The organism is Dietzia sp. KRD202 (assembly GCF_017168155.1).
Taxonomy (GTDB): domain Bacteria; phylum Actinomycetota; class Actinomycetes; order Mycobacteriales; family Mycobacteriaceae; genus Dietzia; species Dietzia kunjamensis.
On the sequence record NZ_JABFAN010000011.1, the window covers coordinates 203,609 to 229,783 of the forward strand.

A 26,175-nucleotide genomic window follows, 5' to 3' on the forward strand; every position below is an offset into this window, starting at 1 on the left:
CTGGGCCTTGCAGACAGTTCACGAGCCGAAAGTCCAGGGAGGACGACCCACATGAGCAGCACCGACGAGAGCCCGGAGGGCCAGTCCTTCAGCAGCCGTGAACTGCGTGACGCACTGGGACAGTTCTGTACGGGGATCACCGTCATCACCGCTGTCGAGGACGACAAGCCGGTGGGTTTCGCCTGCCAGTCGTTCTCGGCACTGTCGCTCGAGCCGCCGTTGGTGCTGTTCTGCCCGATGAAGACCTCGGGTTCGTGGAAGGGGATCGAGAAGGCGGGACGGTTCGTGGTGAACATCCTGTCCGAGGACCAGGAGGACGTCTCCTCGACGTTCGGCCGCCGCGGTGACGACAAGTTCGCGCAGATCGACTGGTCGCCCAGCCCGCTGGGCTCGCCGGTGATCGACGGCGTCATGGCGTGGTTGGACTGCGAGATCGACCAGGTCCTCGACGGCGGCGATCACTGGATCGTGCTGGGGCGGGTCGACAACCTCGGCCCGACCAAGCGCGACATCCGCCCGTTGCTGTTCTACCGCGGTGCCTACCTCAGCATCGAGGAGGACGTGGTCGACCCGACGCCCGAGCAGGAGGAGTTGGAGAACTTCATCACCTCGGCCGACTCCTACACGTGGCTGTGAGCGGCGTGACGGGACCGCTGGCGGGTGCGCTGGCGGAGGCGGAGGAGATCATCCGCTCGGCGCCGCACGTCCACACCGAGGAGGACGTCGCGGAGGGCCTGGACTACCTGCTGGGGACCATCCGGGGGGCCATCGAGACCGGCCAGCACCGCGGGCGAAGTCACCCGCAGCTGTTCCAGGCCACGGGACCGTACACCAAGATGGGCCTGGACAACCCGGACACGCTGTACTTCTACGCCAACCTCACCGACGGCGCCGAGTACGAGATCGAGGGTCGGCGCGGTACCACCGCGGACCTGTCGTTCCAGGTCATGGCCGGGACGTATTCGGCCGACGAGCGCGCCGCGTCGCACGCGGCGTTCGACGACCGTGCCTTGGAGATCGACGCCGACGGCCGGTATCGCTTCCGATTGGGACCGGCGAGGTACGACGACGACGAGGGCGACGCCGGCTACGTGGTGCTCCACCCGGGATCGTCCATGATCGCGGTCCGCGAGGTGTACTCCGACTGGAGCCGTGAGGAGGCCGGGTCGGCGATCATCCGCAGACTCGACACGGTCGGCACCGCACCGGAGCCGGTGACGCTCGCCGGGCAGGAGAAGTTCTACGCCAAACTCGCCGAGGCGCTCGTCGGGCGGCTGCGGACGTGGCTGGCGTTCCCGGAGTGGTTCTTCGGCGACCAGGCCCGCAACACGCTGAACGAACCGCGGCAGACGCCGGGTGGGCTCACCACGCAGTTCTCGTCCGCGGGCGTCTTCGAGCTCGGTCCGGACGAGGCCATGGTGATCTCTGTGCCCGTCGCCGGGGTGCCCTACCAGGGCTTCCAGCTGGGCAGCATGTGGTACGCCTCGCTGGAGTACGTGCACCACCAGACCAGTCTCACCGCCGACCAGGCGCACGTCACCTCCGACGGACTGATCCATCTGGTGGTCTCCGAGCGCGACCCGGGGCTGGCCAACTGGGTCGAGACGCTGGGCCGCCGCGAGGGCATCATGCAGTTCCGTTGGCAGCGGGTGGGAGATCCCATCACATCGGAGCTGGGCCCCACCGTGAAGGTGGTGCCGTTCGAGCGGCTCGCCGACGAGGTGCCCGGGTACGAGGAGTTACGGGTGACGCCGGAGCAGTGGCGCGAGCGGATCGCCGCCCGTCAGGACGCGTTCGCCCGGAGGGGACTCTCATGACCGTCTCGGCCGGAGGCGACACGGACCGTGTGCATGTCGGCACCGTCGAGGACCTGCACGCCAGCGCCTCGCGCACGGTCGGACTCGAGGACTTCGGCGACGGCGAGGACGGGCACCGCGAGGCGCTGGGGATCCTGCTGGACTCCCTGCACTCCGACGCGGGCCTGACCCCGGCCGGCAGCAAGTACTGGCGGTCGGTCCTGAAGAGCGCGCTCACCGCCCGGTTGCTGGCGAACGCGGGATTCTCGGCGGACCCGGCCGGGGCGGAGGTGGCGATCGAGCGTCCCGTCGTCGTCACCGGGTTGCCCCGCACCGGCACCACGGCGCTGCACCGGCTCCTGGGCGCGGACCCCGCCAACCAGGGGCTCGAACTGTGGTTGACCGAGGTGCCGCAGCCGCGGCCGCCGCGCGAGAAGTGGGAGGACGACCCCGCCTACGTCGGCCTACGGGACCTGTACTCCGGCTTCATGGCGGAGAACCCCGACTATGGCGGCGTGCACTACATCTCCGCGGACGACCTCGAGGAGTGCTGGCAGTTGCTGCGGCAGTCGCTCACGTCGGCGTCGTACGAGTGCCTGGCCCGGCTCGACGGCTACTCGCAGTGGCTGGCCGGCGCCGACTGGGTGCCCGCGTACCGGCGGCACAAGCGGAACCTCCAGCTCATCGGGGCGAATGATCCCGAGCGACGCTGGGTGCTCAAGAACCCGAGTCACCTGTTCGCCCTCGACGCGTTGCTCGAGGTCTACCCCGACGCGGTCGTGGTGCAGACGCATCGCGATCCGCGCAAGTCAATGGCGTCGATGTGCTCGCTCGCCCACAAGACCGCCGCGGAATGGTCCACGCGGTTCACCCCGGAGTACATAGGTGAGTCACAGTTGGACTTCTGGGCGCGGGGCGTCGAGACCTTCGACGCCGCCCGCGCGCGGCACGAGGCGGACCCGACGTCACGGGCGACGTTCGTCGACGTCGATCACCATGAGCTGCTGGCAGATCCGGCCGGCGTGGTGGAGCGCGTCTACGCCGCCGTCGGCACGGAGCTGCCGGAGGACGTGCGCGCGGGCGTGGTGGCCGAGAACGACAAGAGCCTGTCCGGCGACCGCGCCCCCGCGCACCGCTACACGCTCGCCGACTACGGACTCAGCGAGGAGCGGATCGCGGAGCGGTTCGCCGGCTACCGCGGCCTGGAGCGCTAGAGGTATCTGCGGACCGCGTCGATGATCGTCTCGGCCACGTCCTGCGTGCACACCAGCAGATCCGGGAACTCGATCTGCTCGGTGTTGTAGACCAGCTCGGAGCCGTCCAGGGCGCTGGCGTGCAGGCCGCGTTGCTGCACCACGCCCACAGTGGCGGCGGAGTCCCACTGGTGGTGACCGCTGGTGTGGATGTACGCGTCGCACTCACCCTCGAGCACGGTGGCGGTCTTGCCGCCGCCGGATCCGAGGTGGACCAGGGAGGCATCGAGCTCCTCGGCGAGTTCCTCGGCGAACGCGGGAGGCTCGGCCTCGGAGACGGCGATGCGCAGGCGGTCGTCACCGCGGGGCGGCACCAGCGGTCCGGGCCGGGGGCCGCGGATGATCGACGTGGGTTGATAGGTGGTGGCGCCGCGCCCGGTGAGGACCCGGCCATAGGCGGGCATGGCGATCGCGCACGCGGTGATGCCGCCGACACCCTCGGGGTCCTTCTCCCACAGGGCCACGTGGACGGCCCAGTCGGGGCGGCCCTCGGTCACGTAGGAGCGCACCCCGTCGAGGGGATCGACGAACCACACGCGGTCGGCCTCCAGCCGGGCGCGGGAGTCGGGGTCCCACTCGCCGAACACGAGGTCGCCGGGCCTCGCCACGGCCAGTCGGTCGATGATGACGGACTGCGCCTCGGCCTCCGCGAACGCACCGAGATCCTCCGGCGCCACCCGTGAGACCCGCAGGTCGGTGAGCAGGCGACCGGCCTGGGCCGCGAGGTCCTCGGCCGACCGCTGGTCGTTGGTCCGTCCGTGCGCGGGGAAGGGGCTCATGCGGATGATTCTAGTGGCCCCGGCTACAGCCCCGCCGCGACCTCCAGGGCGGCGAGGAGTTCGTGCGGTTGTCCGAGCAGTTGCGCTGTCCCGTGGGCCCGCTTGAAGTACAGGTGGGCGTCGTACTCCCAGGTGATGCCGACGCCCCCGTGGAGCTGGATCGACTCCCCGGCGATCCACTGCAGGGCCTCGGAACAGTAGACCTTGGCCGCGGCGGCCTCGATCTCCGCCGCGTAGGCCGCCTCGTCGGCGGCGGGCCCGTCGCCGAGTGCCTGCGCCTCGGCAACGGAGGCGGCGGCGGAGTAGGACAGCGACCGGGCGGTCTCGACCTTGACGTACATGTCGGCCATCCGGTGCTTGAGCGCCTGGAACGACCCGATGACCCGGCCGAACTGCTTGCGCTCCTGCGTGTACTGCACGGTGGCGTCCAGCACGGCGCGGGCGGCACCGACCTGCTCGGCCGACAGTGCGGCCCACCCGGCGGCGCGCAGGCGGGACAGGAAGCTCGGACGGGTGGGGATCGCGGTGGCCGCGGCGCCGTCGAACTCCACGCGCGCCAGGGTGCGGGTGGGGTCCATCACCGGCACGCGGGTCACGGTGACGCCGGCCGCGTCGGCGGGCAACTCGAACAGGCCGACGTCGTCTCCGGCGACCGCCACGACGAGCAGCGTGGCGGCGGTGTCGGCGCCGAGGACGTGATGGGCGGTGCCGGTGAGCGTCGCATTGCCCTGCGCCGTGCCGTCGGCGCGGACACCCGGGGTGGCCCAGCCGTCGAGCCCCGCCCAGCACAGCGCGGACAGGTCGCCGGCGGCGATTCCGGGCAGGAGGCGGGCATACGCGTCGGCGTCGCCGGTGGCCAGCACGGCCTGGGCGGCGAGGATGGCGGACCCGAGCATGGGGGAGGGCGTGAGGCGTCGGCCCAGCTCCTCGCACACCAGGTGGGTCTCCAGCCAGGTGGCCCCGGCGCCGTCGTGCTCCTCGGGGATCGACAGGGCGGCGGCCCCGATCTGGTCGACCAGCGTCGCCCACAGTGCGGGGTCGTACCCGTCGTCGGAGGAGAACGCGGCGCGCACGGCCGCGGAGTCGGACTTCTTCTCCAGCAGCGCGGCCACGGACTGCCGCAACGCGGCCTGCTCCTCGGTATCGACACCGGGGGTGGCGGTCGCCGGGGTGGCGGGCGCGGTCACCGGGTGGCCCCCACGGCCCCCGCGGCCCCGGCAACGCCGCCGCGCAGTGAGTCCAGCACCCGACCGCGGTGGTAGCCCTGCGTGCCCCACGCCGTCTGCAGGGCGCGGGTCTTGGTCAGCCACAGGCCCAGGTCGTGCTCCAGCGTGTAGCCGATCGCGCCGTGCACCTGCAGCGCCGTGCGGGCGGCCAGGTAGGCGGCGTCCGCCACGGCCACGCGGGCGGCGGAGACGTCGCGGACCGCGGCGTCGGGGTCGCCGGGGTTCTCGGCGATCGCCAGCGCGCCGGCCCACAGCAGCGGGCGGGCCATCTCCAGCGCGATCGCGACCTCGGCGAGCTGGTGCTTGAGAGCCTGGTACTCGCCGATGAGCTTGCCGTACTGCTTGCGCTGCGTGGCGTAGTCGACGCTCATCGTGAGCATGGCCTGCCCGAGGCCCTGGAGCTGGGCCGCGGTGCCGAGGGCGCCGTGGTTGACGAGGTCGGTCGTGCTCACCGCGGCCGCGCGGGCACCCATGGTGGGGGTGGCCACCGTGCGGGCCCGGTCGACCGACCGACGGGTCTCGCCGGCGGAGGCGGTGAACACCTCGTCGTCGTCGACGACCCACAGGTACCCGGCGACGTGGGCGTCGGGGGCGAACGGGGAGACCCCGGGCGCGGCGACGGAAGCCAGCGCCCCGCCGGCGATCTCCCCGGCCACGTCCCCGGCGTCGGAGTCCCCGCCGAGGGCGGCGGCGATACGGGGCGCCACCATGACGGTCTCCACGACGGGACCCGGCACCGCGTGGCGGCCCAGGACCTCGAGCGCGGCCACGGCCTCGACCGCGGTGGCCCCGGCGCCGCCGGCGGCCTCGTCGATGAGCAGGGCTGCCGCGCCCGTCTCGGCGACGCGGCCCCACACGGCGGTGCCGGGGGCCGTGTCACCGGCGGCCCACGAGCGGATCACCGCGGGCATGTCGGACTTGCCCAGCAGGGAGTCGATGCTGCCGGCGAAGTCGATGATCTCGGGATCGAGTGCGAACTGCATGTTCAGAAAACCGCCTTCTCAGCCGCGCGGGAGGCCGAGGAGTCGCTCGGCGATGATGTTCTTCTGGACCTCGTTGGTGCCCGCGTAGATGGGGCCGGCGAGGGCGAACAGGTAGCCGTCCATCCACTGCTCACCGGCGAGCTCGCCGGCGGTGCCGAGGACGTCCAGGGCGGTCTCGTGGGTCGCGATATCCCAGTCCGACCAGAAGACCTTGTTGATGGAGGACTCGAAACCGAGGTTGGCGCCTCCGGTGAGTTTCGTGACCGTGGTCCAGGTGCTCAGTTCGTAGGCGCGCGACCCGATCCACGCGTCCACGACGCGGTCCGCCAGGGACCCACGGGTGCGGTCGTCGAGGTCGGCCTCGGCGGTGCCCCACAGGTCGAGCAGCCGGTCGGTCGTGGCGAGGAACCGTCCGGGGGAGCGCAGCGACAGGCCTCGCTCGTTGTTGGCGGTGGACATGGCCACCTTCCAGCCCTGGTTGACCTCGCCGATCACGCCGGACTCGGCGGGGTTCGCCGGGTCGTCGGGCACGAAGACGTTCTCGAGGAACAGTTCGGCGAAGCCGGGCAGCCCGTCGAGCTGATCGATCGGGCGCACGGTGACGCCCTCGGCCCGCAGGTCGAACATGAAGTAGGTCAGGCCCTTGTGGCGGGGTTCGTCCGGGTCCGTGCGGAACAGGCCGAAGCCCTTGTCGGCGAACGACGCGCGGGTGGACCACACCTTCTGCCCGTTGAGGACCCAGCCGCCGTCGACGCGCTTGGCGGTCGAGCGCAGTGACGCCAGGTCGGAGCCGGCCTCGGGCTCGGACCAGGCCTGCGCCCAGATGTCGTCTGCCCGGGCCATGCGCGGCATGATGTGGGCCAGCTGCTCGGGGGAGGCGTGGTCGAACAGGGTCGGGGCCAGCAGGAAGATGCCGTTCTGGCTCACCCGCAGCGGGGCTCCGGCGCGGAAGTACTCCTCCTCGAAGACCACCCAGTTGACCAGCCCGCAGTCGCGGCCGCCGAACTCCTCGGGCCACGACACGACCGACATGCGGGCGTCTGCCATCGTCGCCTCCCACCGGCGGTGGGCCTCGAAGCCCTCGCGGGTGTCCATGTGGGGCAGCGGCTCGGTGGGCACGTTGGCCTCGAGCCACTGCCGCACCTCGAGCCGGAACTCGCGGGTCGATGCGTCCAGATCCAGATCCACGGCGTCAGTCCTTCTTCTCGCCGGTCGGGGCGGCGCCGCCCGTCGAGCCGGTGTTCGCGCTGCCGCGCATCGAGCGCGCGTCCATACCGCCCAGGGAGGCGGAGAACGAGTCGGTGTCGTCCGGCTCGGCGTTGGCGGAGTGCGCGAACATGTGCCAGCCGAACGCGGTGTCCAGGGAGGTCTGCAACCCCATCTGGTCCTCGTTCGAGTTGATGACCTTCTTGGCCAGCGTCAGACCGAACGCCGGCATGGCCTTGATCTCCTCGGCGATCGAGTCGACCTTGGCCTGCAGCTCCTCGCGGGGCACGACGTGGTTGAGCATTCCCCACTCCAGCGCCTCGGCGGCGCCGAACCTACGACCGGTGTAGAGGATCTCCTTGGCGCGGCGCGGGCCCAGCACGAAGGCGTGGGCGAAGTACTCGACGCCGGGGATGCCCATCTTCACCACGGGGTCGGAGAAGAAGGCGTCGTCGGAGGCCACGATGAAGTCGCAGATCCACGCCAGCATGAGCCCGCCGGCGATGCACGCGCCGTGCACCTGGGCGATCATCGGCTTGGGGATCTCCCGCCACCGGCGGCACATCTGGACGTAGACCTCGCTCTCGCGGGCCAGGCGCCGGTCGCCGCCGCCGCGGGTGGTGTGGTCCCACCAGAGCGCTGCGCGGTTGGGGTACTGGACGTGGTGGTCGCGCTCGGGCGTGCCGATGTCGTGGCCCGCCGAGAAGTGCCTGCCGTTGGCCCGCAGGACGATCACCTTGACCGCATCGTCCTCGACGGCCTTGATGAACGCGTTGTCCAGCGAGTACGTCATCACCGAGTTCTGCGCGTTGCGGAAGTCCGGTCGGTTGAGGGTGACGTACGCGGTGCCGTCGGTGACCTCGTAGGCCACGGGCTGCGTGTCCGGCCCGAGGTCGTCGACCCCGAGGACCGGGGGGATGGGTGCATCGGTCATGACCTGGGACTCTCCTTACCTAGCAAGTGCTTGGTTGGTAACTGTACCGGACGGGCGCGGCGAGCCGGATTCAGACGGCTCTCGTCACACCCCGTAACCCCCGTCCACGTCGAGCTTCTGGCCCGAGATGAACCCGGCGCGGTCCGACGCCAGGAACGCGACCGCCTCGGCGATGTCGGCGGCCGTACCGAACCGGCGCAGGGGGATGTTGCCGCGTGTGACCTCCAGCGCGCGCTCGTCGAGGTCGCCGGAGGAGATGAGCCGCTCGGCCATCCCGTCGGTGAGCATCCCCGGGCCCACGCAGTTCACGCGCACGCCGAAGCGCCCCTCCTCGGCGGCCAGGCCCCGGACGAGCTGCTCGACCGCGCCCTTGGGGGCGGCGGACAGTCCGTCGCGTACCGGGTAGCGGGTGGTGGCGGCGGTGGTGACGACGACGACGTTGCCCGCCACCACGCGCAGGTGCTCCAGCGCGGGACGCACGATCGCGAAGAACCCGACCGCGTCGTCCTCGAGCTGCCGGCGGAACTCGGACGGCGCGATCCGGGACAGGTGCACCATGGGCACGTGCGGACCGGCGCAGTGGGCCAGTACGCGGATCCCGCCGTGTCGGGAGGCGATCCCGTCGATCACCGAGGCCACCTCGTCGTCGTCGTTCCCGTCGCCGTCACCGTCGGCGTGGCCTGGCGCCAGGCGCACGGCTTCCGCCCCCAGTTCCCGCGCCAGGTCCTCGGGCTCGGTCGAGCGGTAGCCGAGGACCAGGGGCGCGTCGGGGAACTCGTCCGCGAGCCGTCGGGCGACCGCTCCGCCGATCCCACCGGAGGCGCCGGTGACCAGGACGGCGCCGGGACTCATCGCAGCTCGGTCTTGACGATCTTGCCCGAGGCGTTGCGCGGAAGGGAGTCGACAAACGCGACCGTGCGCGGCCGCTTGAAGTTGGCCAGGTGCTCGGAGCAGAAGTCCAGAACGTCCTGCTCGGTGAGGGTCGAGCCCTCGCGGCGGACGATGAACGCCTTGCCGACCTCGCCCATCCGATCGTCCGGGACACCGATCACGGCGGTCTCCACCACTCCGTCCAGGCGGGCCAGGGTCTGCTCGATCTCGGCGGGATAGACGTTGAACCCGCCGTTGATGTACATGTCCTTGAGCCGGTCGGTGATGCGCAGGTTGCCGTCGGCGTCGATCTCGCCGACGTCGCCGGTGTGCAGCCAGCCGTCCGGGTCGATGGTCTTGGCCGTGTTCTCGGGGTCGTCGAGGTAGCCCTGCATGACCATCTCGCCGCGGGTGAGGATCTCGCCGTGCTCGCCGATGCGTATCTCCATGCCCGGGTAGGCGCGGCCGCACGTGGTGGACACCGTGACGTCGTCGTCACCGGTGCGGGTGGTGGTGATGAAGCCCATCGTCTCCGTCTGGCCGTACGCGGTGATCACCGTCTCCAGCCCCAGGTCGGACTGCATACGCTCGATGAGCACCACCGGCACCACCGAGGCGCCGGTCACCGCCACCCGCAGCGACGACAGGTCGTAGTCGCCACGGGTGGGGTCGTCGAGCAGTGTCTGGAAGATCGTCGGTGCCCCGGTGAGGATCGTGACCTTCTCGTCCCGGATCAACCGCATGGTCTCGGTGGTCGAGTAGACGGCCAGGGGGACGATCGTCACGCCGAACAGCACGCACGCCAGGAAGCCGGCCTTGTAGCCGAAGCTGTGGAAGAACGGGTTGACGATGAGGTACCCGTCGCGCTCCGTGAGCCCGTTGTTGCCGCCCCACGCGCGCGAACCCGCGACGGTCTGCCGGTGCAGGGCCACCACACCCTTGCTCTTGCCGGTGGTACCGGAGGTGAAGAGGATGTCGGCCACGTCGTCCCCGGTCACCGCGTCGGCGCGCGCGTCCCCGGCGGCGAGCAGCTCCTCGGTGGCCAGCGCGCGCAGGTCGTCGAAGTCCACGACGTCGACGCCCCCGGCGGCGCCGGCCCCCGCGGGGACCGTGTCGCCGGCGTCGAGGGGGATGCGCACGATCGTGCGCAGGGAGGTGGCCGCTGCGAGCGGGCCGGCGGCGGCCCCGGTGGCCCCGGTGGCCCCGGCGGCCCCGGCGGCGTCGACGAGGTCGACGATCCGCTCGGTGCCGAGGAACGTCCCCGCGACCACGGCCGCCACCGCGTGGGTGCGCTGGATGATCTCCAGCGTCTCGCTCCCGGTGTAGCGCGTGTTCGCGGGGACGACGGTGCCTCCCGCGAACTGCACGCCCAGCGCCGCGACCACCCAGCGGCGGGTGTTGGGTGCCCAGATCACCACGCGGTCACCGGGGGCGATCCCGCGCGAGACGAGGCCGGCGGCGAACCGGCGGACCTCGTCGAGCAGGTGCGCCCACGTCCAGCGGGTGTCCTGGCCGGGCTGCACGTCGACGATCGCCTCGCGCTCCGGCCACGACCGGGCCGCGCGACGCAGGGCGGCGGGGGTGGTCTCCACGGTGGTGCTCATGGCCTGCACCCTACCAAGCAAGTGCTTGGTTTGGCGGCGTCAGTACTTGAGCGCTCCCCGGTCGACCGTGAGCTGGACACCGGAGATCGACCGCGAACCGTCGCCGGCGAGGTAGGAGACCACCTCGGAGACCTCCTCGGGCGGCATGAAGTCGGCGAGCGTGCTCGCGCCGTCCACGCGGGCGTTCTTCAGGGGCATCGGCGAGAAGCTGTGGAGGAACGACGGGAAGCGGCCGAAGAGGTCGGCCATGCCCTCGGGATCGATCATCGGCGTGTCCACCGAGTAGGGGTGGATCGAGTTGACGCGGATGCCGAACTCGCCCACCTCGAGTGCGAGGGCGTTGGTCAACGCCACCAGGCCGGCCTTCGAGGCCGAGTAGTGCCCGTTCCCGGGCGTCGCCTTGAGGCCCGCGGACGAGCTGACGATGATGATCGACCCGCCGTTTCCCGCCTCGATCATCGCCGGCACCGCCGCACGGATCGTCCGCCACGTGCCGCTGAGGTTGACGCCGATGACCGTGTCCCAGTCGTCCTCCGGCATCTCCCACAGTCGCCCCCAGCTGAGCACGGCGGCATTGGCGACCAGGATGTCCAACCGTCCGAAGGTGGAGATCGTGCGGGCGACGAGATCCTGCAGCGCGCCCAGGTCGCGGATGTCGAGGACCGCCGAGATCGCGCGCCGGCCGGTCTCCTCCACGAGGCGGACGGTCTCGGCCAGGTCGTCCGGCGTGGGTGCGGGATAGGTGACGGACCCGGACACCGGCGCGCAGACGTCGACGACGACGAGGTCGGCGCCCTCCGAGGCGAGGCGGACCGCATGGGCCCGGCCCTGGGCGCGCGCGGCGCCGGTGATGAAGGCGACCTTGCCGGACAGGGGCTGAGAGGGGGAGTTCATGGGCGTCATCCAAACCGATCCCGGCGTGGGCGGAGGGCCGTTCCGGCAAACCAAGCAAGTGCTTGGTAGTGTGGGCGTATGACCGAGAGTTCGGCACCCGAGAAGTGCACGCCCGCGTCGGAGATGACCGACGACGAGTTCGCGGCGGAGTTCCGCACCTGGTTGGATGCCAACCTCGTCGGCGAGTTCGCCGAGATCAAGGGCGTCGGCGGCCCCGGTAGCGAACACGAGTTCTTCCCGCAACGCCTCGCCTGGGAGCGGCACATGGCGGCGGCGGGGTGGACCTGCGTCGGCTGGCCGGTCGAGCACGGCGGGCGCGGCGCGTCGCTGAGCCAGCAGGTGCGGTTCCACGAGGAGTACGCCAAGGCGGACGCCCCGGCGCGGGTGTCCCACCTCGGTGAGACGCTCCTCGGCCCGACCCTGATCGCCCACGGGACCCGGGAGCAGAAGGACCGCTTCCTGCCGCGGATCATCGACGTCACCGAACTGTGGGCTCAGGGGTACTCCGAGCCCGGCGCCGGGTCCGACCTGGCCAACGTCTCGACGACCGCCGAACTCGGGGATGACGGCAGGTGGCACCTCAACGGGCAGAAGGTGTGGACCTCGCTCGCGCACCTCAGTCAGTGGGTGTTCGTGGTGGCCCGCACGGAAGCGGGTACGAGCCGGCACAAGGGACTGAGTTTCCTCCTGGTCCCGCTCGACCAGCCGGGTGTGGAGATCCGCCCGATCCAGCAACTGACAGGGACCTCCGAGTTCAACGAGGTCTTCTTCGACGACGCGGTCACCGACGCCGGCATGATCGTGGGGGAGCGGGGCGACGGCTGGAAGGTGGCCATGACCCTGCTCGAGTTCGAGCGGGGGGTCTCCACCCTGGGCCAGCAGGTCGGCTTCGCCCGCGAACTCGACGAGATCGTCGCGATGGCCCGCGCGAACGGCAGCGCCGAGGTGCCCGCCGTGCGCGAGCGCATCACCCGCGCGTGGATCGGGCTCAAGGTGATCCGTGCCCACGCGCTGCGGACCCTCGCCGAGCGCGACTCCTCCGGTGGCAACGCCTCCGCCGCGAAGCTGCTGTGGGCCAACTGGCACCGCGACCTCGGCGAGCTCGCGATGGAGGTGCAGGGGGCACAGTCCCTCACCGGTCCCACCCACACCTCCGAGGGAGCGCCCAACGACCTCCGCGACCCCGAGAACCTCGAGCTCGCGCAGTGGCAGCGGCTCTTCCTGTTCACCCGCTCCGACACCATCTACGGCGGATCGAATGAGATCCAGCGCAACATCATCTCCGAGCGCGTGCTCGGACTACCCCGAGAGGCAAGGCCGTCATGACCGAGCAGAAATCCCCCCTCGCCGTCGTCCCCGAGGAGACCCCCGGACACGGACTGCTCAAGGGAAAGAAGGTCGTGGTGACCGCGGCGGCCGGGACCGGGATCGGCTTCTCGGCGGCCCGACGCGCGGCGCTCGAGGGCGCCGACGTCCTGGTCTCCGACTTCCACGAACGCCGCATGAACGAGGCCCGCGACGCGCTCGCCGCCGAGTTCCCGGACCAGCAGATCGAGTCGCTGACCTGCAACGTCCAGTCGACCGCCGACGTCGACGCACTGATCGCCGGTGCCGCGGAGAAGCTGGGCCGGATCGACGTGCTCATCAACAACGCCGGACTCGGCGGCGAGACCGAACTCGTCGACATGACCGACGAGGACTGGGACCGGGTCCTGGACATCACCCTGAACGGCACCTTCCGCGCGACGCGCGCGGCGTTGCGGTACTTCCGCGACGCGGAGCACAACGGCGTGATCGTCAACAACGCCTCCGTGCTGGGTTGGCGCGCGCAGCGGGCGCAGGCCCACTACGCCGCGGCCAAGGCCGGCGTCATGGCGCTGACCCGCTGCTCCGCCATCGAGGGTGCCGACTACGGGGTGCGGATCAACGCCATCGCCCCGTCCATCGCCCGCCACAAGTTCCTCGAGAAGTCCGCCTCCGCGGAGCTGCTCGACGACCTCGCCGCCAAGGAGGCCTTCGGGCGGGCCGCCGACGTGTGGGAGGTCGCCGCGACCATCGCCATGCTCGCCAGCGACTACACGACCTACCTCACCGGGGAGGTCGTCTCCATCTCCTCGCAGCGCGCCTGACGGGCAGCGGCATCAGGCGGTCCGGACCTTCTCCGCCTGCGCTGCGAAGAGCTCGAGGGCGGTGTCCCGGGCCTCGTCGGAGATCGGCCCGTCGGTGCCGGACGCCGTGACGGAGATGCCGAGCCCGCGGACGACGCCCGTGATCATCACGTTCGACGTCCGGATGGACTGCCCCATCATGGTCATCGAGTTGTCCTGGACCACGGCCGCGAAGTCCTCGACCCCCTCCGGGGCGTCGACCTCCAGCAGCGAGTTCTGCGCCTCGGTGATCATCTCCTCGCCCTGGAGCGGGAACGCGACCGTCATGACCGGGCAGTCCTCGATCTGCTGCGCACGCGCGGCCAGGCCGTCGGTCACCCGGGTCACGGCCACCGCGAACGAGGTGCCCCCGACCTGGCCGGCCTGGATCGCCATGGCGTCCGGCTCCGACTGCGCGCCCAGGCCGTCCTGACTGATGTCCGCGCACTGCTCCGGCTCCACGCGGACATCGGACGTGAACGCGCCGAGCGCGTCCATCCCGCCGGCGATCTCATCCGCGGGGACGGGTTGCAGCCCGACCTCCGGGGCGTCCTCGGCGGTGAGGACGAGTTGCTCGACCTTGCCGGGCGGCGGGGTCGACCCCGGATCGGCGGGCTCCGACGACACTGCGGACTCCGACGACGCTGCCGACCCCGCCGGTTCGGTCGACTCGGCCGCTGCGGTGGTGGTGGCGGTGCCGCCCTCGTCGTCGTTCCCCTCCCCGGTCGCGCACGCGCCCAGCCCCAGCGTCAGGCCGAGCACCGCCGACGCCGCGAGGGCACGGGTGCGACCGGGGCGGGAGGTCAGTGATGAGGTGGTCCGCATGCGCCGGAGTCTAGCGGCGAGGTGGGCGGGGCGGCGGCGCCCGTGCGCCGCGCCAGGTGCCCGCGTGGCAATCCGGGGGACTGCCACGCGGGCAGTCGGGGGCCTCACTAAGCTGAGTGTCGTCAACCCCCTCGACCATCGGAGATGAAGAATGATTGACCTCAGCGGCGTGCTCGGAGGGCTCGCTGACGACCTGTGGGGATCCGTGGACGGCATCGTGCCGGCCGGATCGGCCGGCAACGTCATCGGTGGCGTGCTCAAGCTGCCCGCGGCCCTCCTCTACGGTTCGTCCAACCTGTTCTGGGGCTTCGGCTCCCACGGCCCCGCCTGATCCGACCGAACGGAGAACACCATGCTCAGTGGCTCACTGCACGACCTCCACGAGACGATCGACGGATCGGTCGACGGCCTCGCCCCCTCCCTGCCGGCCGGCTCCCTCGGCGACATCGTCCACGGGGTCCTCAACATCCCCGGGGCGCTCATCGCGACCCTGGAGTACGTCTTCCTGGGCTTCGGTTCCTGACCCGACCGCGCGACAGTGGCCGGGCCCCCGGGGACCTTTCCGGGGGCCCGGTGACGCGGGGGAGGACCGAACGTCTACCTAGCAATTGCTTGGTTGGTACCCTCGGGGTATGACCAGCACGACCAGACGTGAGGAGCTCCTGTCGATCGCGGCAGGGCTCTTCGCCGAACGCGGCCTGCGTGCGACCACCGTCCGCGACATCGCCGACGCCGCGGGCATCCTCTCGGGGAGCCTCTACCACCACTTCTCGTCCAAAGAGGCGATCGTCGACGAGATCCTCCGCGGGTTCCTCGACGCACTCTTCGGCGAGTACCGTCGGATCGTGGAGGCCGGCCTCGGCCCGCGGGAGACCCTGGAACAGCTGGTCCGCGCCTCGTTCGAGGCCATCCACCGCGACCGCGACGAGGTCGCCATCTACCAGGACGAACTCAAGCACCTGCGCGGCAACCCGCGATTCGACTACCTCCGTGAGCGCAACACCGAGTTCCGCGAGATGTGGACCGACGTGCTCACCCGCGGGATGGAGTCCGGCGACTTCCGCGGGGACCTCGACGTGCGGCTCACCTATCGCTTCCTGCGCGACACGGTGTGGGTCGCCGTGCGGTGGTACCGGCCCGACGACGAGAACGACCACGCGGCCATCGCGGACCAATACCTCAACATCGTGCTCGACGGCCTGGCCGTCGGCTGACCTTCCCATCCCTTCCCGAGGAGACACATGACCAGCGTGACCGGCCGCGAGGCCTACGTTATCGACGCCGTCCGCACGCCTGTCGGCAAGCGCGGCGGCAGCCTGTCCGGGCAGCATCCGGCCGACCTGGGCGCGCACGTCATCAAGGCGGTCGTCGAACGCACCGGCATCGACCCGGAGGTCGTCGACGACGTCATCTTCGGCTGCGTCGACACCATCGGCCCCCAGGCCGGCAACATCGCCCGCTCCGCCTGGCTCGCCGCCGGGATGCCCCTGGGCGTCCCGGGCACCACCGTCGACCGCCAGTGCGGCTCCAGCCAGCAGGCCATCCACTTCGGCGCGCAGGCCATCTGGTCCGGGTCCCAGGACGTGATCCTGTTCGGAGGCGTGCAGAACATGAGCGCCCTGCCCATCTCGTCGGCCATGCTCGCCGGGCGCGAGTACGGATTCGACGACCCGTTCACCGGTTCCACCGGCTGGGTCGAGCGTTTCGGCTCCCAGGAGATCTCGCAGTTCAACGGCGCCCAGATGATGGCCGACAAGTGGAACATCTCCCGCCGGGAGATGGAGGAGTGGGCCCTGCAGTCCCACGCCCGCGCCCGCGCCGCGATCGCCGAGGGGCGGTTCGCCGGCGAGTACGTGCCGATGGCCGGCCTCGAGGCCGATGAGACCACGCGCGAGACCACCCTCGAGAAGATGGCCTCGCTGCCCGTGCTGGCCGAGGGCGGCTCGCTCACCGCCGCCGTCGCCTCGCAGATCTGTGACGGCGCCTCCGCAGGGCTGCTCGCCTCCGCCGAGGCCGTCGAGAAGTACGGACTGACGCCGCGCGCCCGCATCCACCACCTCACCGTCCGCGGTGACGACCCGGTGATGATGCTCTCCGCGCCCATCCCGGCCACGAAGTGGGCGTTGGAGAAGACCGGCCTGACGATCGAGGACATCGACGTGGTGGAGATCAACGAGGCCTTCGCCCCCGTCGTCCTGGCGTGGATCAAGGAGACCGGCGCGAATCCGGCGCGCGTCAACCCCAACGGTGGCGGCATCGCGCTGGGCCACCCGCTCGGCGCCACGGGGGCCAAGCTGTTCGCGACCCTGCTGAACGAGCTCGAGCGCACCGGCGGCCGCTACGGCCTGCAGACCATGTGTGAGGGCGGCGGCACCGCCAACGTCACGATCATCGAGTGCCTGGACGCCTGACGGCGCCGACCCCCCGACGACCAGACGGGCCCCGCACCAGCCGGTGCGGGGCCCGTCTCTTGGCGCCGGTAGGCCCGGGCGCGGTGAGGGGTCAGTTCTCGGTATCGGTCTCGCCGAGCGCGGAGGACAGGACGGCCAGGTCGAGCTCGCCCTCGGCCTCACCGCCGAGCGCGGACGAGAGGGTGTCGAGGCCGAGGCCGCCGCCGGCCTCGCCGCCGGCCTCCCCGAGCATCGCGGATGCGGTGCCGAGCAGATCACCCTCGCTGCCGGTGGCGACACTGCCCATCACTGCCTCGAGCGGGTCGCCGACGAGGAGGAACGGGTTGACCCCGGGCGCGTCATCGGACGAGCAGTAGGTGACCAGCGCGTAGACGTTGGAGTCGACGGTGGCGGACACGGTGGCCGAGTCCACGCCGAGATCACCGAGGGCCCCCAGGAGTACGGCCGGGGAGCCGTTGGCCTTGAGAAGTTCCACTCCGGGGGCTTCGCTGATGTTCTGCAGAGTGGTGAGGAGATTCGTGTCGGTGGCGGTCGCGAGCTGACCAGCGAGGGTGGCGGCCGTCGAGGTCGGCGCGAGAAGCGCACCGCAGGCGTCTCCGTCGAGGACGCCCCCGTCCAGCGCGAAGGTCACGGACACGGTGTTGCCGTCGACGGACGAGTCGGCCGTGGTCGCGGCCGCGACGCCGGCGCCGGCGACGGTCAGTGCGGTGGCTGCGCCGAGGGCGGCGGCGGTGCGGAGAGCAGTACGGGACATGAGGGGTTCCTCCGGAGGGGATGGGACGGGCCGAGCCCGCCTGTTATGTGAACCGTCTAAGGATAAGCCAAGAGTTCGCCACAGGTGGTGATTATCGAATACGGATGCCCCCACCCGTTGTGAACATGGGTGGGGGCGTCCGGAGGGCGGTACTTCAGCGGAGTTCGCGGAGCGCGTCCAGCCGTTCGTGAGCCTGGGTCATGATCCGCTGGATCAGCTCGTCACAGCTCGGCAGGTCGTCGATCATGCCCACGACCTGTCCGGAGGCCAGGACTCCGGCCTCGGTGTTGCCCTCGACCAGCCCGGCCTTGAGCAGCATCGGGGTGTTGGCGGCCATGACGATCTGCTGCCACGTCCGGTCGGACGCCTTCCTCATGTTGAGGCCGTCCTTGGCGAGCTGCTGCCACTTCATCCCGGTCATGGACTTGAACTTATTGGCGTTCTGGACGGCGGCGGCCATGCCCTTGAGTGGGCTGCCCGATTCGAGGGCGTTGACCAGGCCCGTACGCAGGACGCGGTGCGGCATGCCGTCGACGCGGGTGGAGACGACGGTGTCCTGCAGGCCCTTCTCCAGGTACTGCGTCTTCACCGCATCGGGCACCCGGGAGTCGCTGGTGAGCAGGAAGCGGGTGCCCATGGCGACGCCCGCGGCGCCGTAGGACAGTGCCGCGACCAGTCCGCGGCCGTCGAAGAAGCCGCCGCCGGCGACCACGGGGATCGAGGTGTTGCCGGCGCCGCCGAGGGCGTCGATGACGCTGGGGAGGAGCAGGGTGGTGGCGACCTGGCCGGTGTGGCCACCGCCCTCACCGCCCTGGACGATCACCGCGTCGGCGCCCCAGGAGGCGACCTTGACGGCGTGCTTGGCGGCGCCGATGGAGGGGACGACGACGAGGCCGTTCTCCTTCAGCCGGGCGATCAGCTCCGGCTTGGGCGCGAGGGCGAACGACGCGACCTTCACCCCGTGGCGGATCATCAGCTCGCACCGCTCGGCGGCGTCCTCGGCGTCGGCCCGGAGGTTGACACCGAAGGGCTTGCTGGTGAGCTTCTTGGTCCGCACGATGGCGGCCTCGAGCTCGGCGTAGGTCATGGTGGCCGAGGCGATGATCCCCAGTCCGCCGGCGTTTGCCGTGGCCGCGGTCAGCTCGGGTCCGGAGACCCAGCCCATGCCCGTCTGGACGATCGGGTACTCGACACCGACGAGCTCGGTGAAGGCCGTGGACAGTGTCGGCGCGTTCATGCGGCCGGCACCTCGCGGTCGCGGAACCCGCGCGGGTCCAACACCTCGCGGATGATGCGCAGCTCCTCGGCCGAGGGGTCGCGGGTGACCGCGGCGTCGGCCAGGCCCTCGATCTCGAAGCCCGTGTTCTCCGCGACCTCATCAGCGGTGACGCCGGGGTGCAGGCTGATCGCACGCATGCTGCGGTCGGCGCCGCCGAAGTCGAACACGCCCAGGTTGGAGACCACCCGGTGGATGTGGTGGTAGCGGAAGGCGGGGTCACCCTCGGTGTAGCGGTCGTAACCGACGCCGCAGACGACGTCGACCTTGTCCGTGAACACGCGCGAGGAGTGCTTGCCCACCCAGTAGCTGGTGGCGTGGTTGATCGAGTTGCCGGGCGCCCCGCGCAGGCCGAACATCTGGCGGGTGGGCTTCTGCACGTCGTCGCCGAAAGCTGAGAGGTTCTGGTTGCCGAAGCGGTCGATCTGGTTGGCGCCCATCACCACGTGGCGGGTGCCGGCCTGCAGGACGTCGAACACGCGGGGGAACGGGATGTACCCCTCGAAGTCGATGGTCTTGCCCAGCGGCGGGGTCTGGCCGAGGAATCGGTACTCGCCGTCGGTGATGAGCAGGTCCGGCTCGGTGGTGAGCCGGGCCAGACGCGCGCCGATGGTGGCCATCGGGGTCATCGGCGAAGCGAAGATCTCACCGGCGCCGGCAAAGATCTCCGCGCAGGCGACAGCGCAGTACTCGGCCCTGCTGATGGACTGAGTGGTGGCGGACTCGGTGGTGACGTCGGACATCACTTGGCTCCCTTCTGGGCGGCCTTCTCGGCAGCGGCCTTCTCCGCGAACGCGGTGACGGCCTTCTGGTAGTCCTCCTCGGACCCGGACAGGAACTCGTCGACGAACGCCTTCCACGAGGTCTCTTCCTTCGCGGACGCGGCGTAGTGCTTCTGGAACGCCTCGTCACGGCCGTCGCCACCCGCGAACGTGAAGTGGGCGCCGTTCGGGGCCTCGGAGACGGTGTCGACGAACATGCGGCTGAGCAGCATGCGCTGCGGGCCGACCTCGTTCATCAGGGCGTCCGCGGAGTCGACGATCTCGTCGGTCTCGAGCAGGACGGTGTCCGCGGCCATGGCGTAGAGATCGTCGAAGTACCCGTCCGCGCCGGTGAACGCGGCGTTGCCGTGCTTGTCCGCCTTGTCCAGGTGGATCAGCGCGGCATCCATGCGCAGGGCGGGCATCGCGACCAGGGTCTCGGTCTTGCCGTCGACTTGGTACGGCGAGTCGACGGTCTTGAGCTCGTCGCCCCAGAACCGGAAGACGTCCGAGCCGAGGCCGGCGCGGGTCGGCAGGAACGGCAGGCGCTGCGCGGCGGCGGTGAGGCCCGCGCGCACCATGCCCTCGTCCATCTCGCGCGAGATGATCGAGCCCTCGGTGCGGCGACGCGCGAACCACGGATCGTAGAACGGCGCCGAGTCCAGCGTGACGAAGCCGTAGTAGGCCTTGGAGACCTTGCCGGCCGAGCACAGCAGACCCAGGTCCGGGCCGCCGTAGGTGATGACGGTCAGGTCGGTGAGGTCCTCGCGGCGCAGGATCGCGCGGACCAGGGCCATCGGCTTACGCCGCGAGCCCCAACCGCCGATGCCGATCGTCATGCCGCTCTCGAGGCGCGAGACCGCCTCGTCCAGGCTCGTGCGCTTGTCGCGCGGGGTGGGGGTGCTCACTTGTTCTCGCCCGTCCTCTCGGTGCTGGTGTCGCCGGAGGCGCGCTCGGCGCGCCTGTCCAGGTTCTGACCCGTCCTGACGAACTCGTCGCGGTGCTCGTCGGCCACGCCGGCGAGATTGAGTTCGAAGGTGAAGCCCTGCTCCATGCGGTAGGAGGACTTCACGTCGATCGGGTCGATGTGGTTGATGGCTTCCTTGGCCGCGCGGATCACGCGGGTGTCCTTGGCGGCGATCGCCTCGGCCAGGTCGCGGGCGGCCGCGTCGAGCTGATCGCGGGGGACCACGTCGTAGACGGTTCCCCAGTTGTGTAGCTGTTTCGCCGTGACGGTGCGCGAGGTGAAGTACAGCGTCCGCATCATGTGCGGCGGCACCATGCGCGCCAGGTGGGTGGCGGCGCCGAGCGCACCGCGGTCCACCTCGGGCAGGCCGAACACCGCGTCGTCCGAGGCGACGATGCAGTCCGCGTTGCCGACGAGGCCGATGCCGCCGCCCACGCAGAAGCCGTTCACCGCGGCGATCACGGGGACTGCGCACTCGTAGACGGCGTTGAACGCGACGTAGCAGCCGCGGTTGGCGGCCAGCAGGTGGTCGAACCCCTCGAAGTCCTGCATCTCCTTGATGTCGACGCCCGCGTTGAATCCCCGGCCCTCGGCTCGGAGGATCACGACGTGGACGTCGGGGTCGCGGCCCGCGGCGAGGATCTGCTCGCCGAGTTCGAACCATCCCGCGGACGGGATGGCGTTGACAGGTGGGTAGTCGACCGTGACGGTGGCTATCCCGTCTGCGCCCTTGTCGACGTTGATGCCCATGGAGCTCCTTCCCACGCCACGGCCGTCTGGGACGGCACAGTGACTAACCAAACGCTTGCTTGGTAGGCTAGCACGCATGACGAACATCGATCTGGGTCTGGCGGGGAAGGTCGTCCTCGTCACGGGCGGCGTACGCGGCGTGGGCGCCGGCATCAGCACGGTCTTCCGGGAGGCCGGCGCGGTGGTCGTGACCTGCGCGCGCCGCCCCGCTGACGAGGGCTCCGACGTTGCCGACCTGGAGTTCCACTCCGTCGACCTGCGTGACGCGGATGCGGTTCGCGCGATGATCGACAGAATCGTCGCCGATCACGGACGCCTGGACGTGGTGGTGAACAACGCGGGGGGCGCGCCGTTCGCCCTCGCCGCGGACGCCAGCGCGAACTTCCACTCCAAGATCGTCGCCCTCAACCTGCTGTCGGCCTTGACCGTGTTGCAGGAGGCCCACCGGGTCATGACCGCGGACGGGCCCGACGGCCAACTCGGCGGCGCGATCATCAACATCTCCTCCGTCTCCGGCCACCGACCCTCGCCCGGCACCGCCTCCTACGGCGCCGCCAAGGCCGGCATCGACTCGCTCACGCAGTCGCTCGCCGTGGAGTGGGCCCCGGCCGTGCGCGTGAACTCCGTGGTGGTGGGCCCCGTCAAGACCGAGCTCGCCGAGATGCACTACGGAGACGCAGACGGGGTGGCCGCCGTCGACGCCACCATCCCCATGGGGCGCATGGCCGAGCCCGCCGACGTGGGCCGCGCCGCCGCGTTCCTCGCCTCGCCGCTCGCCGCCTACATCACCGGCGCGCAGCTGCTCGTCCACGGCGGTGGCGAGAAGCCCGCGTTCCTGGCGGCCTCCACCGCCGAGAACAAGCACTGACCCAGAACACACGCACTGCAACTTTCAGCAAGGAGACACACATGGGAATCTGCGACGAACGCGTCGTCATCGTCACCGGCGCCGGCCGCGGCATCGGCCGTGAGCACGCACTGGCCTTCGCCGCCGAGGGCGCGAAGGTCGTCGTGAACGACCTCGGCGCCGGCATCGACGGCTCCGACGTGGGGGAGCACCCCGCCGAGCAGGTCGTCGCCGAGATCAAGGCCGCCGGCGGCGAAGCCGTGGTCAACGGCAACGACATCTCGTCGTGGGACGGCGCGCGCGAGCTCGTCCAGCAGGCCGTCGACACCTTCGGTGGGCTCGACGTGCTGGTCAACAACGCCGGTTTCCTCCGCGACAAGATGCTCGTGGGCATGTCCGAGGAGGAGTGGGACAAGGTCACAGGAGTCCACCTCAAGGGCCACTTCGCGCCGATGCGTCACGCCGCCGAGTACTGGCGAGCCGAATCCAAGGCCGGCCGCCCCCGCGCCGCCCGCGTCATCAACACCTCGTCGGGCGCCGGACTGTTCGGCTCTGTCGGCCAGGGCAACTACGCCACCGCCAAGGCCGGCATCGCCCTGCTGACCATTCAGACCGCCGCCGAGATGAAGGGCTACGGTGTCACGGCCAACGCGATCGCGCCCGCTGCGCGTACGCGCATGACGACGTCGGCGGGCGAGGGCATGGCCTCGCAGATGGCCGCCCCTGAGGACGGCTCGTTCGACGCCATGGACCCGGCCAACATCTCGCCGCTCGTTGTGTGGCTGGGCTCGGAGGCCTCAGGCGACGTCACCGGCCGCGTCTTCGAGGTCGAGGGCGGCAGGGTCACCGTCTGCGACGGGTGGCAGCGCGCCGCCTCCGAGGATAAGGGCGCCAAGTGGGACTCGGCCGAACTCGGCTCCGTGGTTCCGCGACTGCTCGCCGAGTCGCCGGCTCCGGTTCCGGTCTACGGCGCGCGCTGACGCGCTGACTAAGCCAGTGGCCCCGCACCTGTCGGTGCGGGGCCACGTCGTCTGAGGGCGTCAGTTGCTGACGTCCGTCAGGAGGGGATCATCAGTTCCCCTCGCGCTCCGGGTGGAGGCACTCCTGGTCGGCGATGCCCGAACCGGAGTTGGCCAGTTGGTCGACCATGTCGTGCGGCAGGTCGCAGATGCCCGGGATATGGACGCCCGGCAGCGGCGGCAGGGCCGGGAGGCGGAGGTCGCCGCCGAAGGCGGCGCCGGCAGCGGCACCACCGAGGGCGAGCGCTCCACCCACAGACAGGATCGGGAGCAGGCCGCCGCCGACGCTGGACTCGATGCTGGTGACGCTCTCGAGTGAGGCGTTGGTGCCGACGCCGGACGCGGTGTCGGTGGACGCCGTGGCGCGCAGCGAGCCGTTGTCCGCGGACGCCGTGCCCTGCAGCGAGCCGTTCTCGAGCGAGCCGGTGAAGGCGGTGAGCGAACCGTTGACTCCGGTCAGCTCTTCGGCAGAGCCGATGCCCACGTAGGCACTGTCAGTGGAGATGGTGGTGATCGCGTCGGAGCTCTGGCCAGTCGAGCCACCGTTGCCGGTGATCGAGCCGAGCAGACCGGAGTCCGGCCCGGCGAGCGAGTTGGTGACCACGTCGAGCGAGCCGACGATGCCCTGGGTGAGGTAGCCGCCGGTGACGGAACCCAACAGGCCGGTCTCGGGGTCCGTCAGCGAGCCCGACAGGTTGGCGATCGAGCCCTCCGAAGCCCCGAGGATGCCGGCGATCGAGCCGCCGTCGCCGAGCGAACCCGCGACCGCGTCGGTGATGCTCTCGAGAGAGCCGCCGTTCTCGATCGAGCCCTGGAGGCCGGTCGTGATGTCGCCGGCCGAACCACCGTCGCCGAGCGAACCCGTGATGCCCGTGCCGATGTCGGTGAGCGAGCCGCCGACACCCGTGGTGACGTCGCCTGCCGAACCGCCGTCGCCGAGGGAGCCCTCGACACCGGCGAGGACGCCGGTGAGCGAGCCGCCGTCGCCGAGGGAGCCCTCGACACCGTCGAGCACGCCGCTGAGTGAGCCGCCGTCGCCGAGGGAGCCGGCTACGCCGTTGATGACGCTGGTCAGCGAACCACCGGTGATGGATCCCTCAACGCCGTCGAGGACGCCGGTGAGCGAGCCGCCGTCGCCGAGGGAGCCCTCGACACCGTCGAGCACGCCGCTGAGTGAGCCGCCGTCAGAGATCGAGCCGGTCAGTGCCGTGGTGAAGGCGCCGAGCGAGCCGCTGAGACCGGTGGACGACCCCGAAAGGTTGTCGACCGAGCCGCTGACCGAGTCGATGACCGTGGTCACCGAGCCGCCTTCAAGCGAGCCGGCGAGACCGTCGGAGATGATTCCGCCGGAGCCGGTGAAGTCAGCGGAACCGCCGAGCTCGGTGGAGCCCTCACCGATGCCGCCGGTCGAGCCCTCGGGGATGACGCCCGCAGAGCCGGGGATCAGCTCCATGGAGCCCAGGTCGGTCGACCCCATGTTGGGGAATTCGATATCGGCAGAGGTCGTCAGACCACCGAGGATCGGGATCTCGAAATCTCCGGACTGAGCATTGGCGACGCCGGTGGCGCCCGAAGATGCAAGAGCTGCGGCGGCGACGAGAGCTGCGGCCCTGGTGGTGTTCTTCACGAGACAAGTCCTCTCAGCGGTGTAGGGCACGTGTGTGCCCCTCGTTGCATAAGACTTCTCTGAGAATGAACTTTTGTCAATAGTTACCGACCGAATCGGTGCGTCAGTGGTGTTGACGGCGGTCACCGCTTCTGAACTGCGTGAAGGTGATCGGTCAGCTTTCGGTGCGCGTGCGGGGCTCGCAGATCACGACGGGGATGACCCGGCTCGTGTTTGCCTGATACTCAGCGAAGTCCGCGTACCGCTCGACGAGCCGCGGCCAGAGTTCCGCACGCTCGACCGGAATGGCCTCCCTCGCCGTCATCGACCTGACACGGCGGCCCACCTGGACGGTGACGGACGGATCGGCCAGGACATTGCGGTACCACTGGGGATGCGTGGGCAGGCCGCCCTGGGAGGCGACCAGCAGGACGCGATCGCCGTCGGGAATATGTAGCAGTGGCACGGTTCTCGGCTGACCGCTCTTGCGGCCCGTCGTCGTCACCAGGCACACCGGAACCGGCGCCCGCAGCGCCGAACCCACACGCCAGTTACCACCCACGCGGCCGCCCGTGCGCTGGTAGAGCCACGTGTTGACCCGCGACATCACCTTGATCACGCCGACGACCCACGGCGCGCCACGCCGGGGGTCGTCGACGCCCGTCTCGGGGCGGGGGTCCGTCACTTGCCGCTCGGCAGCGGTGCGCGGACGATCACGTGCTTGCCCGGGAAGAACGCGGCCAGCTCGCGACGGCTCTCCTTGAGCGAGAGCAGGCCATAGCCACGCTTGCGTTCCTCCGGGCGGATCCAGATCGCCACGTCCACGTCGCCGTCATTGATCTGCTCGCCGAACACCAGGCCCACGGCGGAACCGCGCGCGGTGTCCACGGCGACGAACCACATCGCCGACTCCTCGTCGATCCGGCTGAGGCCGTCGCGGCGCTCCTGTTCGGTGCGGTTCTCGTCCCACTCGCCGCCGGTCGCCGACGAGGAATCGGAGGAGCGGGAGTGGTACAGCGAACGGTGATCGTCCGAGTCCTTGAACGGATGGAGCTCGAAACCGGACGGCCCGGCCGAGACCGGGTGCTCGGTGGTGACGCCGACGAACGACTCCAGCGGGGCCCCCAGGACCTCGCGCGCCTCGTCTGCCGACACGGCGAGGAGGTGCGAGATGGCCTGGACCGCGTCGTCCGTGCCGTTGGCCGAGGAGATGGCGGCGAAGATCTCCCGCCGACGTCCCGCTGCGGCCTCGATGACGTTACTCATG

The 26,175-nt window shown here is 70.5% G+C and carries 28 protein-coding genes; 11 read left to right on the forward strand and 17 right to left on the reverse strand.

Annotation, left to right across the window (positions count from 1 at the left end):
- The first annotated feature begins 51 nt into the window (after nt 1-51).
- Genes hsaB through J1M64_RS07670 form a run of 3 tightly spaced genes read left to right on the forward strand, consistent with a single transcriptional unit; the run spans nt 52 to nt 3,010 of the window.
- Complete coding sequence (gene hsaB / locus J1M64_RS07660; RefSeq protein ID WP_159147715.1) at nt 52-636, forward strand: 3-hydroxy-9,10-secoandrosta-1,3,5(10)-triene-9,17-dione monooxygenase reductase subunit; 585 nt, start codon at nt 52-54, stop codon at nt 634-636.
- Entirely contained in the window at nt 633-1,817 is a 1,185-nt protein-coding gene (locus J1M64_RS07665; RefSeq protein WP_159147724.1) for a hypothetical protein, read from the forward strand. The genes hsaB and J1M64_RS07665 overlap by 4 nt, the downstream gene beginning before the upstream one ends.
- Nucleotides 1,814-3,010 carry a sulfotransferase gene (locus tag J1M64_RS07670; RefSeq protein WP_206473806.1) on the forward strand — a complete coding sequence of 399 codons (1,197 nt, stop codon included), beginning with the start codon at nt 1,814-1,816 and terminating at the stop codon, nt 3,008-3,010. The genes J1M64_RS07665 and J1M64_RS07670 overlap by 4 nt, the downstream gene beginning before the upstream one ends.
- Here J1M64_RS07670 and J1M64_RS07675 read toward each other — a convergent pair.
- The 8 genes from J1M64_RS07675 to J1M64_RS07710 form a co-directional block, all read right to left on the reverse strand.
- Nucleotides 3,007-3,828 carry an inositol monophosphatase family protein gene (locus tag J1M64_RS07675; RefSeq protein WP_159147711.1) on the reverse strand — a complete coding sequence of 274 codons (822 nt, stop codon included), beginning with the start codon at nt 3,826-3,828 and terminating at the stop codon, nt 3,007-3,009. The genes J1M64_RS07670 and J1M64_RS07675 overlap by 4 nt on opposite strands.
- A 23-nt stretch (nt 3,829-3,851) precedes the next feature.
- A complete protein-coding gene (locus J1M64_RS07680) occupies nt 3,852-5,015 on the reverse strand; it encodes an acyl-CoA dehydrogenase family protein (protein ID WP_206473807.1) in 1,164 nt (387 codons plus the stop codon).
- Nucleotides 5,012-6,037 (reverse strand): acyl-CoA dehydrogenase family protein, encoded by a 1,026-nt coding sequence (locus J1M64_RS07685; RefSeq protein ID WP_206473808.1) that lies wholly within the window; start codon nt 6,035-6,037, stop codon nt 5,012-5,014. Before J1M64_RS07685 ends, J1M64_RS07680 begins: the two co-directional genes overlap by 4 nt.
- Before the next feature lie 18 nt (nt 6,038-6,055).
- On the reverse strand, nt 6,056-7,225 hold the full coding sequence (locus J1M64_RS07690; RefSeq protein WP_206473809.1) for an acyl-CoA dehydrogenase family protein: 1,170 nt from the start codon (nt 7,223-7,225) through the stop codon (nt 6,056-6,058).
- Between the two features lie 4 nt (nt 7,226-7,229).
- Nucleotides 7,230-8,177 (reverse strand): enoyl-CoA hydratase, encoded by a 948-nt coding sequence (locus tag J1M64_RS07695; protein WP_206473810.1) that lies wholly within the window; start codon nt 8,175-8,177, stop codon nt 7,230-7,232.
- Between the two features lie 84 nt (nt 8,178-8,261).
- Nucleotides 8,262-9,029 (reverse strand): SDR family NAD(P)-dependent oxidoreductase, encoded by a 768-nt coding sequence (locus J1M64_RS07700; RefSeq protein ID WP_070721749.1) that lies wholly within the window; start codon nt 9,027-9,029, stop codon nt 8,262-8,264.
- A complete protein-coding gene (locus J1M64_RS07705; RefSeq protein ID WP_206473811.1) occupies nt 9,026-10,651 on the reverse strand; it encodes an AMP-binding protein in 1,626 nt (541 codons plus the stop codon). The genes J1M64_RS07700 and J1M64_RS07705 overlap by 4 nt, the downstream gene beginning before the upstream one ends.
- A 39-nt stretch (nt 10,652-10,690) precedes the next feature.
- Nucleotides 10,691-11,545: a mycofactocin-coupled SDR family oxidoreductase gene (locus J1M64_RS07710; protein WP_206473812.1), complete on the reverse strand. Its 855-nt coding sequence runs from the start codon at nt 11,543-11,545 to the stop codon at nt 10,691-10,693.
- Between the two features lie 78 nt (nt 11,546-11,623).
- Between J1M64_RS07710 and J1M64_RS07715 the strand changes: the two genes are divergently transcribed.
- Entirely contained in the window at nt 11,624-12,871 is a 1,248-nt protein-coding gene (locus tag J1M64_RS07715; protein ID WP_154828939.1) for an acyl-CoA dehydrogenase family protein, read from the forward strand.
- Nucleotides 12,868-13,674 carry an SDR family oxidoreductase gene (locus tag J1M64_RS07720; RefSeq protein ID WP_159147575.1) on the forward strand — a complete coding sequence of 269 codons (807 nt, stop codon included), beginning with the start codon at nt 12,868-12,870 and terminating at the stop codon, nt 13,672-13,674. The genes J1M64_RS07715 and J1M64_RS07720 overlap by 4 nt, the downstream gene beginning before the upstream one ends.
- Before the next feature lie 12 nt (nt 13,675-13,686).
- Here the strand turns inward: J1M64_RS07720 and J1M64_RS07725 are convergent, their stop codons facing one another.
- Nucleotides 13,687-14,517: a hypothetical protein gene (locus J1M64_RS07725; RefSeq protein ID WP_206473813.1), complete on the reverse strand. Its 831-nt coding sequence runs from the start codon at nt 14,515-14,517 to the stop codon at nt 13,687-13,689.
- Nucleotides 14,518-14,668: 151 nt separating this feature from the next.
- On the opposite strand from J1M64_RS07725, the gene J1M64_RS07730 reads away from it, so the two are divergent.
- The 4 genes from J1M64_RS07730 (at nt 14,669) to J1M64_RS07745 (ending at nt 16,928) form a co-directional block, all read left to right on the forward strand.
- A complete protein-coding gene (locus J1M64_RS07730) occupies nt 14,669-14,848 on the forward strand; it encodes a hypothetical protein (protein ID WP_067711812.1) in 180 nt (59 codons plus the stop codon).
- Between the two features lie 21 nt (nt 14,849-14,869).
- The gene (locus J1M64_RS07735; protein ID WP_159981104.1) at nt 14,870-15,040 is read left to right on the forward strand and encodes a hypothetical protein; all 171 of its coding nucleotides are present in this window, start codon (nt 14,870-14,872) and stop codon (nt 15,038-15,040) included.
- Between the two features lie 109 nt (nt 15,041-15,149).
- Nucleotides 15,150-15,731: a TetR/AcrR family transcriptional regulator gene (locus J1M64_RS07740; protein ID WP_096906038.1), complete on the forward strand. Its 582-nt coding sequence runs from the start codon at nt 15,150-15,152 to the stop codon at nt 15,729-15,731.
- A 27-nt stretch (nt 15,732-15,758) separates the two neighbouring features.
- Nucleotides 15,759-16,928: an acetyl-CoA C-acetyltransferase gene (locus J1M64_RS07745; RefSeq protein ID WP_206473814.1), complete on the forward strand. Its 1,170-nt coding sequence runs from the start codon at nt 15,759-15,761 to the stop codon at nt 16,926-16,928.
- A gap of 91 nt (nt 16,929-17,019) precedes the next feature.
- On the opposite strand, the gene J1M64_RS07750 is transcribed toward J1M64_RS07745, so the two are convergent.
- From J1M64_RS07750 to J1M64_RS07770, 5 genes are all read right to left on the reverse strand, one after another.
- Complete coding sequence (locus J1M64_RS07750) at nt 17,020-17,682, reverse strand: hypothetical protein (RefSeq protein ID WP_206473815.1); 663 nt, start codon at nt 17,680-17,682, stop codon at nt 17,020-17,022.
- Nucleotides 17,683-17,836: 154 nt separating this feature from the next.
- Complete coding sequence (locus J1M64_RS07755) at nt 17,837-18,919, reverse strand: nitronate monooxygenase family protein (protein WP_206473816.1); 1,083 nt, start codon at nt 18,917-18,919, stop codon at nt 17,837-17,839.
- The gene (locus J1M64_RS07760) at nt 18,916-19,701 is read right to left on the reverse strand and encodes a CoA-transferase subunit beta (protein ID WP_067711826.1); all 786 of its coding nucleotides are present in this window, start codon (nt 19,699-19,701) and stop codon (nt 18,916-18,918) included. The genes J1M64_RS07755 and J1M64_RS07760 overlap by 4 nt, the downstream gene beginning before the upstream one ends.
- The gene (locus J1M64_RS07765; RefSeq protein WP_241261302.1) at nt 19,701-20,558 is read right to left on the reverse strand and encodes a CoA-transferase; all 858 of its coding nucleotides are present in this window, start codon (nt 20,556-20,558) and stop codon (nt 19,701-19,703) included. The genes J1M64_RS07760 and J1M64_RS07765 overlap by 1 nt, the downstream gene beginning before the upstream one ends.
- Nucleotides 20,559-20,623: 65 nt before the next feature.
- Entirely contained in the window at nt 20,624-21,436 is an 813-nt protein-coding gene (locus J1M64_RS07770; RefSeq protein ID WP_206473818.1) for an enoyl-CoA hydratase family protein, read from the reverse strand.
- 76 nt (nt 21,437-21,512) lie between these two features.
- On the opposite strand from J1M64_RS07770, the gene J1M64_RS07775 reads away from it, so the two are divergent.
- Both J1M64_RS07775 and J1M64_RS07780 read left to right on the forward strand, forming a co-directional pair.
- Nucleotides 21,513-22,304 (forward strand): SDR family oxidoreductase, encoded by a 792-nt coding sequence (locus tag J1M64_RS07775; protein WP_067711837.1) that lies wholly within the window; start codon nt 21,513-21,515, stop codon nt 22,302-22,304.
- Nucleotides 22,305-22,345: 41 nt separating this feature from the next.
- Nucleotides 22,346-23,263 (forward strand): SDR family oxidoreductase, encoded by a 918-nt coding sequence (locus tag J1M64_RS07780; protein ID WP_206473819.1) that lies wholly within the window; start codon nt 22,346-22,348, stop codon nt 23,261-23,263.
- Between the two features lie 91 nt (nt 23,264-23,354).
- On the opposite strand, the gene J1M64_RS07785 is transcribed toward J1M64_RS07780, so the two are convergent.
- From J1M64_RS07785 to J1M64_RS07795, 3 genes are all read right to left on the reverse strand, one after another.
- Nucleotides 23,355-24,929, reverse strand: a complete 1,575-nt coding sequence (locus J1M64_RS07785; RefSeq protein WP_067711844.1) for a hypothetical protein — start codon at nt 24,927-24,929, stop codon at nt 23,355-23,357.
- A gap of 154 nt (nt 24,930-25,083) precedes the next feature.
- A complete protein-coding gene (locus J1M64_RS07790; RefSeq protein WP_082923676.1) occupies nt 25,084-25,515 on the reverse strand; it encodes a nitroreductase family deazaflavin-dependent oxidoreductase in 432 nt (143 codons plus the stop codon).
- Nucleotides 25,516-25,589: 74 nt separating this feature from the next.
- Entirely contained in the window at nt 25,590-26,174 is a 585-nt protein-coding gene (locus J1M64_RS07795) for a hypothetical protein (protein WP_067711851.1), read from the reverse strand.
- Between the last annotated feature and the right edge of the window lies 1 nt (nt 26,175).

Bases quoted from the DNA above. Each gene is read 5' to 3' on its own strand.
- J1M64_RS07735 (WP_159981104.1), top strand. From the start codon at position 14,870: ATGCTCAGTGGCTCACTGCACGACCTCCACGAGACGATCGACGGATCG.
- J1M64_RS07775 (WP_067711837.1), top strand. From the start codon at position 21,513: ATGACGAACATCGATCTGGGTCTGGCGGGGAAGGTCGTCCTCGTCACG.
- J1M64_RS07695 (WP_206473810.1), bottom strand. From the start codon at position 8,177: ATGACCGATGCACCCATCCCCCCGGTCCTCGGGGTCGACGACCTCGGG.
- J1M64_RS07730 (WP_067711812.1), top strand. From the start codon at position 14,669: ATGATTGACCTCAGCGGCGTGCTCGGAGGGCTCGCTGACGACCTGTGG.
- J1M64_RS07740 (WP_096906038.1), top strand. From the start codon at position 15,150: ATGACCAGCACGACCAGACGTGAGGAGCTCCTGTCGATCGCGGCAGGG.
- J1M64_RS07770 (WP_206473818.1), bottom strand. From the start codon at position 21,436: ATGGGCATCAACGTCGACAAGGGCGCAGACGGGATAGCCACCGTCACG.
- J1M64_RS07720 (WP_159147575.1), top strand. From the start codon at position 12,868: ATGACCGAGCAGAAATCCCCCCTCGCCGTCGTCCCCGAGGAGACCCCC.
- hsaB (WP_159147715.1), top strand. From the start codon at position 52: ATGAGCAGCACCGACGAGAGCCCGGAGGGCCAGTCCTTCAGCAGCCGT.
- J1M64_RS07760 (WP_067711826.1), bottom strand. From the start codon at position 19,701: ATGTCCGACGTCACCACCGAGTCCGCCACCACTCAGTCCATCAGCAGG.
- J1M64_RS07725 (WP_206473813.1), bottom strand. From the start codon at position 14,517: ATGCGGACCACCTCATCACTGACCTCCCGCCCCGGTCGCACCCGTGCC.
- J1M64_RS07765 (WP_241261302.1), bottom strand. From the start codon at position 20,558: ATGACGATCGGCATCGGCGGTTGGGGCTCGCGGCGTAAGCCGATGGCC.
- J1M64_RS07705 (WP_206473811.1), bottom strand. From the start codon at position 10,651: ATGAGCACCACCGTGGAGACCACCCCCGCCGCCCTGCGTCGCGCGGCC.
- J1M64_RS07715 (WP_154828939.1), top strand. From the start codon at position 11,624: ATGACCGAGAGTTCGGCACCCGAGAAGTGCACGCCCGCGTCGGAGATG.
- J1M64_RS07795 (WP_067711851.1), bottom strand. From the start codon at position 26,174: ATGAGTAACGTCATCGAGGCCGCAGCGGGACGTCGGCGGGAGATCTTC.
- J1M64_RS07755 (WP_206473816.1), bottom strand. From the start codon at position 18,919: ATGAACGCGCCGACACTGTCCACGGCCTTCACCGAGCTCGTCGGTGTC.
- J1M64_RS07790 (WP_082923676.1), bottom strand. From the start codon at position 25,515: ATGTCGCGGGTCAACACGTGGCTCTACCAGCGCACGGGCGGCCGCGTG.
- J1M64_RS07745 (WP_206473814.1), top strand. From the start codon at position 15,759: ATGACCAGCGTGACCGGCCGCGAGGCCTACGTTATCGACGCCGTCCGC.
- J1M64_RS07710 (WP_206473812.1), bottom strand. From the start codon at position 11,545: ATGAACTCCCCCTCTCAGCCCCTGTCCGGCAAGGTCGCCTTCATCACC.
- J1M64_RS07700 (WP_070721749.1), bottom strand. From the start codon at position 9,029: ATGAGTCCCGGCGCCGTCCTGGTCACCGGCGCCTCCGGTGGGATCGGC.
- J1M64_RS07675 (WP_159147711.1), bottom strand. From the start codon at position 3,828: ATGAGCCCCTTCCCCGCGCACGGACGGACCAACGACCAGCGGTCGGCC.
- J1M64_RS07685 (WP_206473808.1), bottom strand. From the start codon at position 6,037: ATGCAGTTCGCACTCGATCCCGAGATCATCGACTTCGCCGGCAGCATC.
- J1M64_RS07670 (WP_206473806.1), top strand. From the start codon at position 1,814: ATGACCGTCTCGGCCGGAGGCGACACGGACCGTGTGCATGTCGGCACC.
- J1M64_RS07780 (WP_206473819.1), top strand. From the start codon at position 22,346: ATGGGAATCTGCGACGAACGCGTCGTCATCGTCACCGGCGCCGGCCGC.
- J1M64_RS07750 (WP_206473815.1), bottom strand. From the start codon at position 17,682: ATGTCCCGTACTGCTCTCCGCACCGCCGCCGCCCTCGGCGCAGCCACC.